This is a genomic window from Clostridium sp. (genome assembly GCF_051650885.1).
Taxonomy (GTDB): Bacteria; Bacillota; Clostridia; order Clostridiales; family Clostridiaceae; genus Clostridium.
The window spans coordinates 1-3,351 of the sequence record NZ_JBOFRG010000337.1 but is presented as its reverse complement, the minus strand read 5'-3'; the positions used below and the strand labels follow the sequence as shown (position 1 = coordinate 3,351).

The following is a 3,351-nucleotide window of genomic DNA, read 5'->3' as shown; positions in this document are numbered from 1 at the left end:
TCTTCTCCTCTAAATTTTTCAATATTAGAGTCAAATATTTTATTTATGTTAGTTCCATTAAAGAAAAGCTTTCCACTTGTTTTTGTATCAAGAGTTGACATTGTGTTTAAAAGTGTTGATTTTCCAGAACCAGAAGGTCCCATTATAACTAGAAATTCACCTTTTTCTACTGAAAGAGAGACTTTATCTAATGCTATTGTACGAATAACATCTTCTCTTTCATCTAAGCGTTTTATTACCATTAAAGCAGGTTTTCTTTCATAAGTTTTACATAAATCTATACATTCAATTATTTTTTCCATAATATTATCACTCCTTTTAATCTAAAATACTGTTTAATTGTCTTAAGCTAGAAAGATAAGTTACAACAGATGATACTATAAATATCAAAATATAAGTGCATAAATACATTATTGCAAGGCTTATGCTATATCCTTGATAAAGTATTAAATATGCTGCTAAAGTTGTTGTAAAAAATAATGGTATTGAAGTTAAGATAAAGTAAAAAATCAATATCTTAGTTTTCATAATGTAAATTAAATCAGCCTTAGAATAACCTAAAGGAATAAGACCTTTTAATGATTTCATTTCACTAAAGTTAGATGAAAGGCTTGTAAAAATCATTAAGAATGTCATAAGGAAGATAGTTATAATAAAGCTTAGTGATGAAAATAAATTTATTGTGTAATCACTTTTAAGGGTAAGCATAAAGGTTGGAAACATTACACCAATAAAAATAAAGTTAGAAAAAACAACAAACATTTTAGCTAGAGATGTTTTTAAATTATTAGCGATAATTAAAAAGTATTTATGATTTAAATACTTCGTTGCTTTAAGATTATCTAAAAACAATGGAATAAAGCTTTTAAAAAATACACTAGCGGCAAGTACTGGAAGATAGATTATTAAAAGAATAAGTTCTCCTAAAGAATCTACAATATCTTTAGGTAGAAAAAGAATTAAGATAATAGAAAGCATAAGAGGAATTGATAGATAAGATTTAAGCTTTAACTTAGTATCATAACGTTTAGATAAAAATTGTGCTTTATCATTAAGTCCAAGTAAAACTGTAATATCATTTCTATAACCAAAGCCTTGATTAATAAGCCCTAAAACAAAAGATTGCATAAGGAAAAACAAAGCCATATAAATGAAGGCAGTTAAACTAAGTTCTATAGAAAAGGACTTAAATATAAAAAGATTAAATAAAGGTGAAATAATAACACCTAAAATTATTCCTAAAAAATATCCAAGAAAATTTAAAATAGAAATTTGAATAGTAAGTAAAAAACCAAGAGAAAAATTAGAAATACCACTAAGGGCTTTTATTCCAATCTCCTTACTATTTACCTCATTTAGATATTCGTTTGCCTTAAAGGTAACAAAAAAAGCCATTCCTAAAACTATAATAAGGAAGGTGGTTAAAACATAATTTACAAGTGCTGGCATACCAGAAAGGTTAGAGGATAAAGTTAAATTAGTGAAGTTAAAAACTAAGGCAGAAACTAAAGCTGATATACATACAAAAAGTCTAGTTTCATAACCGCTTCTCTTTAGTAAGGTTAATGTTAAATTAATTCCTTTATTCATAAACAAAACCTCCTAAGTTTTTCTTTAAGTAAATGATACCATAAAATGTATAAAGAGGTAAATAAAAACTTTTAAATTGAAAATTAAGAATTTAGAGAATATTTTGAGTGAAGATGCTTAACATGTTAGATATGATTTTTTACCACTTAGGTGTTATCTGTTTACTTAGGTTGAGAAGAAGCTATAATAAGTAGTGTGAAGGAGGTGAGTGTGGGTGTGAAGATTAGAATTGAGATTGATGATGGTATTTTAGAGGATGAGGTTATTATTAGATGTAGTGAAATTAGTGCTGAAGTTTTGGAGATTCAAAATATGATTTTGGATAGAGCTAAAAGGTCAAGTGGAATTGAATTTTATAAAAATGATAAGGAATATTATATATCTCTTTCTAATGTTTTATTTTTTGAAACTAACGCTAATAAAGAAATTGATGCTCATACTAGGGATGAGGTTTATAAGGTTAAGTATAAATTATATGAATTAGAAGAAATTTTGCCAAGTGAGTTTGTGAGAGTTTCTAAATCTGCAATTATAAATATTAATAAAATACATTCTATACTTAAAAATATAACATCAACAAGTTTAGTGGAGTTTAAGAATACTGAAAAGAAGCTTTATGTTTCTAGGAATTATTATAAGGATTTAAAGTTGAAATTATCAGAAAAGAGGATGGGAGTATGAAGAAAAAGAATGTTTTTTTAGGACTAATAATTATATTAATAGGAGTTTTAGTAGTGTTAGTTGATTTAAATGTAGTTTTTACAAGGGATATTATTTATGTAGGTTTAATTGTTATTTTAATTGGAGTAATTATAGATGGAATTAGTAGAAAAAACTTTTATGAAATAATAATGCCTGTTGCAGGAATGTATGCTATGGCACAAAGGTATTTTATGTTTTATAAGCTAAGCTTAATAACAATTTTTTTAGTAGGGATTTTATTTAGTTTAGGGTTATCTATAATGTTTAAGCATGAGAGTAGTATAAATGAAGGAAAGGAAAGACTAGATATAAATTATGATGCTAAAGCAAAGGCTAGCTTTGGTTCTGCAATTACTTATGTAACTGATGAGTTTAATGAAGGTGCTGTAGAATGTTCTTTTGGAGCTGTTCAAATGTACTTTGATAAAGATAATATAAAAGATGGAGAAGGAATACTTAGGATTGATTCTGTTTGCTCAGGTGTTGAACTGTATGTTCCAAAGGAATGGAGAGTTGTAAGTGAAATTAATAATATTCTTAGTGGAATAAGTGAAGAGGGAATATCATTAAATGAGAAAAAAGCAGTTTTAAGATTAGTAGGAATTTCAAAATTATCAGGAATAACTATTAAATATATTTAAAAAAAAAGCTATTGGAAGATTCATCCAATAGCTTTTGTATATTAAAGATAGTTGTCAATTAAAAACTTAACTCTTTCTTTATTCATTTGTCCTAAAGTGCTCCATTTGCTTTGAGCGAAAGCATTTCCAGACATTCCCCATATATTTTCTTCTTTTTCAACCTTCATTTTCTTTTCAACCCACTTAATTTGGTCTTTCTTTAAGGTTTCAAATTTAGAAGGTTCCATATTTTTCTCAAGGTATTTCCAAACATCATTTAATAAAGTATCCCATGTTAGAGCAATATCTTGTAACATTTGACTTTTTTCAGCTTCTGAAAATTTAGAATACATACTAGAGTAAAAGGCGTCATTATAGTCATTACTTAAGGTATTATATCTATTTAAGTAAGTAGTTTTTAAATCTTCCTTTTTTTCTT

5 protein-coding genes are annotated in these 3,351 nt (G+C 26.5%); 2 read left to right on the top strand and 3 right to left on the bottom strand.

All coding sequences use genetic code 11. The features are described 5' to 3' along the window. Positions 1–302 (bottom strand): ATP-binding cassette domain-containing protein (locus ACRC28_RS16955; RefSeq protein WP_438544629.1); only part of this gene is annotated, 302 nt, incomplete at its 3' end. Positions 303–318: 16 nt separating this feature from the next. After that, the gene (locus tag ACRC28_RS16950; RefSeq protein ID WP_438544628.1) at positions 319–1,590 is read right to left on the bottom strand and encodes a hypothetical protein; all 1,272 of its coding nucleotides are present in this window, start codon (positions 1,588–1,590) and stop codon (positions 319–321) included. Positions 1,591–1,806: 216 nt separating this feature from the next. On the opposite strand from ACRC28_RS16950, the gene ACRC28_RS16945 reads away from it, so the two are divergent. Together ACRC28_RS16945 and ACRC28_RS16940 are read left to right on the top strand one after the other, a co-directional pair. After that, positions 1,807–2,271 carry a LytTR family DNA-binding domain-containing protein gene (locus tag ACRC28_RS16945; protein ID WP_438544627.1) on the top strand — a complete coding sequence of 155 codons (465 nt, stop codon included), beginning with the start codon at positions 1,807–1,809 and terminating at the stop codon, positions 2,269–2,271. Continuing rightward, positions 2,268–2,933, top strand: a complete 666-nt coding sequence (locus tag ACRC28_RS16940; protein WP_438544626.1) for a LiaF transmembrane domain-containing protein — start codon at positions 2,268–2,270, stop codon at positions 2,931–2,933. Before ACRC28_RS16945 ends, ACRC28_RS16940 begins: the two co-directional genes overlap by 4 nt. Positions 2,934–2,974: 41 nt before the next feature. Here the strand turns inward: ACRC28_RS16940 and ACRC28_RS16935 are convergent. Further along, a partial coding sequence (locus ACRC28_RS16935) for a lysozyme inhibitor LprI family protein (protein WP_438544625.1) occupies positions 2,975–3,351 on the bottom strand: 377 nt, incomplete at its 5' end.